Here is a 4,933-nt window from a genome sequence, read left to right on the forward strand (position 1 = left end):
CTTGCAGCGCGGCAGCATAGAATTTTTAGCCTCTGCAAAACTCCACAACAAAACCTTGCTATCCTTGCCTATCTACACAAAAAGGAGCGGCAAAATTTTACCGCCTCGCGTGCTGCTACACTAAATGCACGCAAGATGAAAATTTATCGAAGGATTTCAGAGCGGAATTTCGCGAGGCTAAATTTTATCACTGCGAAAAATTTCAACCGCTCATAGCAGGCGTCTGAGGCGCGATAAATTCCAAATTAAGGCTTCAAACCGGCTTAGCAGGCTTCGCTTCTTTCAAAATTTTAACTACCTTGGTCGCCACAAAACTAGAAACTTACAAAATCGCTTTATGAAATTTCGCAGCATCGCGCGGTAAAATTTTAAAATCAGCGCCGTGCTTGCAGGGCATAATTTAACGGAATTTTACTTGCCCAATTTGGCTAAGCTTTCTCTTTCAAAGTTTAGTAGCCACGCTTTGGTAGCTACACCGCCCGCGCCGCTGTATCCGCCGAGCCCGCCCGCAGCTACGACGCGGTGGCATGGCACGATGATGGGGATTTTGTTTTTGCCGTTTGCGCTACCTACTGCGCGGCTTGCGCGCGGTCTGCCGATAGCCGCAGCTAGCTCGCCGTATGTCATGACCTCGCCGTAAGGGATCTCTAAAAGCGCGCTCCACACGGACTTTTGAAACTGCGTGCCATTTTGGCTCAGTTTAACGCTAAAGCTCTCAAGCTCGCCCCTAAAATAGGCACTAAGCTCATCGGTGCAAAGAGTCAAATTCTTTCTTAAATCGCTAAGCTTTAAATCGTGTCCTTTATCGTCCGCGGCACGCACAAAACCGAATTTGAGCCCTGCGTCGTGTTTTTTAAAGATATCATCATTGGGCCCGCAGACAGAGCTTTTGACCCAGTCGATACTGCAGATCCCGATCTCGTCATCCCAAATTTCAAGCATTCCAATGGGCGAATTAAAAAAGGCTTTTTGCATCTCAATCCTTTCAAATTTTACTGGTTTGATCAAAAAATTTTAAAAAGCGCTTGTTGCGATGTGAGCTAAAGCTCGAAAACGATGGAATTTCATGTGGTAACGCGAATTTTTTAAAATTTATCTGCAAAGCACCGCAAAGCCTCTACTCAAACCGCATGATGTTTACTAAAATCCCGTCGAAAACGTCCTGCTTAAAGAGCTTGATCTCGCGCACGATATCTGCGTTATCATCGTCGATGACGCCGTTTTTGACGAGGCTGTCCTCGACGAGCTTGAAAATAAAGGCGTGGTTGCTGATGTCGGAGATACCGCTTTTAAAGCCCATTTCAAGGCGTACCGGCACACCTATGTGCACGCCGTGCAGGTCCTTGGCGATGTAAAGATCAGCGATCGTGCGCACCATCTTTTTCGCCATTTGGTAGCTCGCCGTGGACGACAAAATATCATTAAGACCGAAATTCTCCATCAAAAGTGGAATACGAACTCGCGCCAAAACCCCTTCGCCGGGCTCGCTCGCGCTCTTTTTCAAAAACGAAATTTTAATCCTATGCGCGATGCCTATAAAGCGCGGCTTAAGCTCGATGAGCCTAGCTCTAGGCGCTTGCGGTAGCGAGATAGGACGCGAAGCGCTTGTAATAGGCAGAGCCTGCGGACGACGCTCCGAGAGGCTCACGCGCTCTTTCGTAGGCGCTTTGCGCGCAGGCTTGCCATAGAAATTTACGGGTTTAGTCGCAAAAGTTGATTCGCTCCCAAACGCAGTAGACGCGGGCTCATCACCAAGCGCCCCCTCCGCCATAGAAAAAGCAACCGTAGAATTCTCACCCGTTAACGCAGACTGCGCGGATTGCTCAAATTCGGGCACAAATTCATTTCCCGATTGCGGCGGCAAATTTAAAGGATGTCGCTCTTGCGCGGAGCTTTTCTGCGCTAAATTTTGCCCGGCGGAATTTTCGGGCGCATAATTTTGTCCTTGTGCCGAAAACATTGAATTCTCACCGACGCAATTCTCATCTTGAGGCGTAAATTCCGAGGCATTTTCTAAGGCAAAATTTGCGGCACGGCGGCTAGCAAATTTGGCGCTTTGCTTCTTGGCAAACTCGGAGCCTTGAGGCTTGCAATCATTTGCGCACTTTATATCAAGCGCAGAATTTGCGAAAGTGGAATTTTTTGATGCAGAGCTTTGTGCCGTAGAATTTTTACTTCGTAAGTCCGCGCCCTGCTCTGCTACAAACGAATTTTTAGCCGTAAAATTCTCCGCTTGCGCCATAAAATTAGAATTTTGCGACTCAAATGCGGAATCTTTCACGAGCGCAGAGCTTTGCGCGGAAATAAAATTTCGCGATGCAGGAATCAAGCTTTGCTCTTTGGCAGAATTCGCAGGCGCAGAGCTTTGCGGCATAAAATTTTTACTCCTCGCATTTTCGCTCTCTTCGAAACTAGCGGCGAGCCCCACGCTCATATCATCCTGCGCAGAGTCATTTTGCAAAATTAAATTCTCGCACGCCGTATCCCACGCGGTATCTGCGCAAAATTCCGCCCGAGCCGCACCATAAAATTCTGCTTGCGAAACATCTTGAAATTCTGCTCGTGAAGCAAAATCTTGCGCACTCTGAGCGCTGCGCGCAGAAAAATCTCGCTCGCCGCGCCTTGCATTTGTGGCATACGAAGTCTTTGCCAAGCTGTCATTTGCCTCGGGCAAAACTGCGCCTAAATCTTCGTCGCAAAAGCCACTAAAATCGCAGGCGTCGCCAAACTCTGCATAGCCATCTGCCGTGCGGAGACGATCTGCGCGGGCTTTCTTTTTGGGCGTAGAAGAGAGCGTGAGCCTGCCTGCAAGCTCGCGTCCGCCAGAGTTTAAAATCCCAAAAATTCTAGCTCTAAATCGTTCGAACTGCTCGCCACTGAGCGAAATTTTGTCGTTTAAGCTCTGCACGCCGAAGTCTGCAGCGGTAAAATTTACGATCGCTCCGTCCTTACTCGCGACGCGCACGCGACCCTTGACCGAGCCTTTTAGCTTAAAATCGCTGCCTGCGAGAATTTTTTTCATCAATTCCTTCGGATTGTAGGGCATTTTAGCGCTCGCCAAAAACTACTTCATTAAATTTAGCGACGAAGCTTAGCGGATTGACGCTCACGCCGTTGATCGCGATGCCGAAGTGCAGATGCGGGCCGCTGACTCTACCGCTCTCGCCCGAAAGCGCGATTTCATCGCCTTTGTGAACGTGATCGCCAAGCGTCACTTTGATCTCGCTTAGATGATAGTACTGCGAATAGATGCCGCCGCCGTGATCGATCACGACCGAGCCGCCCGCGTAGTAGCGGTCTTTGGCGATGACTACGACGCCGTCGTTGGCGGCGCGCACCGCAGTGCCTACTGCGGCGCGATAATCGGTGCCGCTGTGATAGCTTTTAAGCTCGCCATTAAAGGTGCGGGCATTGCCGAATGCAGAGGTTATTTTGGAGTTTAAAGGCAGCTCAAACGGCGTGGAAAAAAGATAGCGCGGCGTGGTGATCGCATAGATCGCGTTGGCTTCGTCGAGCTCTTTTTTGATACGTGCGGCGGCTTCTTTAGGCGGTTTAACTTTGCCTGGAGCGACGCTTAGAGCCTCTTTTTTATACTCGCCCTTTTTCAAAGCGACGATCTGTTCGTGGCTGCCACTTTGATCTACTATCCGCAGCGCGAAATCTCCCTTAGCGCGGTAGTTCGCCGCCAAAACGGCGATTTTATCGTTAGAATTTGGAGCCACGATGAGAGGAATTTGCTTTAAGCCAAAGCTCAACTCGGTCGTGCTTTTATCTAATTTTAAGATAACAACATCACCGTTTACTATGTCTAAAGCGAAAATTTTGATCGCCAAAAGTGCAAAAATAGCTAGAAATTTCATAAATTTTCCAAAATTCGTTATTTTTCATCAATTTTTTGTTAAAAATTAGCTAAAACAAATGAAATTGCTGTTATAATAACGAAAATTCAATTTTAAAAGGATTAAATGATGAAAAAGTTTTTGCTTCTAGCATCTGTTGCACTTTGCGGTCTTTTGCACGCGGACGTCGTGGCAAATCAAGAGGTTATAGCGGCGACTAACGTCGTTAGATCTTTCGTAGCGGCTAATAACTTCGGCACCGATGAGCGCTATCTAACCAGCGCCAAAGCCGTCGCAATCCTAACCGACGTAAAACGCCTAGCTGCGGGCGCATCGCTACAATACGGCGATGGAATTTTTAGCGTCAAAGGCGAGAACGGCGAGTGGAGTTCACCGATTTTTATCAAATATAAAGGCTACGGCGTGGGCTTACAGGCAGGCTACGAGACGAGCGACATCGTTATGATCTTTCATACTACGAAGTCATATCAAGACATTTTTACTGGCACAGACACCCTTGAGATCAATGTAGGTGCTGCAGCAGGCGGCGTAGGTAGAAGAACAGGTCGCGCAACCGATCTACCTGATATTTCTGCATGGATGGTAAGCCCGGGCGAGCAAACAGGCGTCTACCTAGGCGTATCGATCGACAACGGCAGAATCACTATCGACGATCAGCTAACTAACGACTTCTATGAGAGAATTTACGACTACGAGGACATCTTAAATGACTCTCCGCGCGCGAATAAATACGCAAAAAGATGGAAAGAAGTGATGAGGAAGTATTTTACAAACGGCGAGAAATACGGCGCTAGCAGCAGTGCGGCGATACCTGTAAATCACGTGCAGAAAAAATATCCTGACGGTAAGCCGATCATCTCAAACCGCTCTCCTAGAACTCATGCTAAGGCTACGCGAAGCAAAAAGGCTAAAAAAGCAAAATAAATTATCGAGCTAAGCCCCACTTATGGGGCTTCTTGTTTTTGCTTTGCGTTGAGTTTGTACAAGAGTGCGCAAGCAGCGTGAAATTGAAAGTACATAGGTTATTTTAAGAAGATTTATTTGATTCTTTACTAAAGTATTTTATTTAATTT

General features: G+C 47.6%; 5 protein-coding genes. 2 read left to right on the forward strand and 3 right to left on the reverse strand.

Annotation, left to right across the window (positions count from 1 at the left end; translation table 11 throughout):
* Positions 1-216 (forward strand): hypothetical protein (locus tag Q0095_RS08960; RefSeq protein ID WP_297883191.1); only part of this gene is annotated, 216 nt, incomplete at its 5' end.
* 195 nt (positions 217-411) lie between these two features.
* Here Q0095_RS08960 and Q0095_RS08965 read toward each other — a convergent pair.
* The 3 genes from Q0095_RS08965 to Q0095_RS08975 all read right to left on the reverse strand — a co-directional run bounded on the left by Q0095_RS08965 (position 412) and on the right by Q0095_RS08975 (position 3,860).
* Positions 412-975 carry a methylated-DNA--[protein]-cysteine S-methyltransferase gene (locus Q0095_RS08965; protein WP_297883192.1) on the reverse strand — a complete coding sequence of 188 codons (564 nt, stop codon included), beginning with the start codon at positions 973-975 and terminating at the stop codon, positions 412-414.
* A gap of 142 nt (positions 976-1,117) precedes the next feature.
* Positions 1,118-3,022 carry a hypothetical protein gene (locus tag Q0095_RS08970; protein ID WP_297883193.1) on the reverse strand — a complete coding sequence of 635 codons (1,905 nt, stop codon included), beginning with the start codon at positions 3,020-3,022 and terminating at the stop codon, positions 1,118-1,120.
* Between the two features lie 25 nt (positions 3,023-3,047).
* Positions 3,048-3,860, reverse strand: a complete 813-nt coding sequence (locus Q0095_RS08975) for a M23 family metallopeptidase (protein WP_297883194.1) — start codon at positions 3,858-3,860, stop codon at positions 3,048-3,050.
* A 108-nt stretch (positions 3,861-3,968) separates the two neighbouring features.
* Between Q0095_RS08975 and Q0095_RS08980 the strand changes: the two genes are divergently transcribed.
* Positions 3,969-4,784, forward strand: a complete 816-nt coding sequence (locus Q0095_RS08980; protein ID WP_005872227.1) for a lipid-binding SYLF domain-containing protein — start codon at positions 3,969-3,971, stop codon at positions 4,782-4,784.
* The last annotated feature ends 149 nt before the right edge of the window (positions 4,785-4,933 follow it).

The sequence above is a fragment of the uncultured Campylobacter sp. genome, from assembly GCF_938045535.1.
Lineage (GTDB): Bacteria > Campylobacterota > Campylobacteria > Campylobacterales > Campylobacteraceae > Campylobacter_B.